This is a genomic window from Afifella sp. IM 167 (genome assembly GCF_020144925.1).
Classification (GTDB): Bacteria; Pseudomonadota; Alphaproteobacteria; order Rhizobiales; family Afifellaceae; genus Afifella.
In genome coordinates this window covers 1-499 of record NZ_NSLC01000045.1, presented here as the reverse complement: position 1 = coordinate 499, position 499 = coordinate 1, and the positions used below count along the sequence as shown (strand labels likewise).

General features: G+C 66.9%; 1 protein-coding gene. It reads left to right on the top strand.

What is annotated here, in order from left to right; all coding sequences use genetic code 11:
- The coding region (locus tag CLD20_RS20065) for a hypothetical protein (RefSeq protein ID WP_224408445.1) at window positions 1-499 on the top strand (499 nt) is incomplete at both ends.

Here is a 499-nt window from a genome sequence, read left to right as displayed (position 1 = left end):
GCTACAACCGGACAACCTCGGGCTGTTCACCTTCCGCGAGATCATTCAAGCCGAGGTGGCCTCTCAGGCGCGCATCCAGCAAGCCGTCGAGCAGATTCGCGCGTTGCTTGCCGCCGGCGAGGTCGAGCAGGGGCTCGAGAGGGTCGAGCAGGCCCTCGAGCGCGATCCTGAGAGCTCGCGCCTCTCGGCCCTCAGGGGCGAGCTCATTGCCGCCCAAAAACAGGTCAAGTCCGAGCAGGTCCAAGAGCTGCTACGCCAGGCCTCAGCCCTTTACCGGGACGACAATCTCGACGCGGCCCTTGCACTCACCGAGCAAGGGCTCGCCCTTGCGCCCGAGCATGGCAGCCTGCAAACCCTGCGCGGCTTGATCAGCGAGGAACGGCAGGCTCGGGCCGCGCGCGAGCAGCAGCTGCGTGACTGCGCGGCAATGGTTGCCGAGCCCGTCGAGGCCAGCACCGACGTTGAGGCACTGAGCCGCGCAGGGCGCTGCTATCAACAA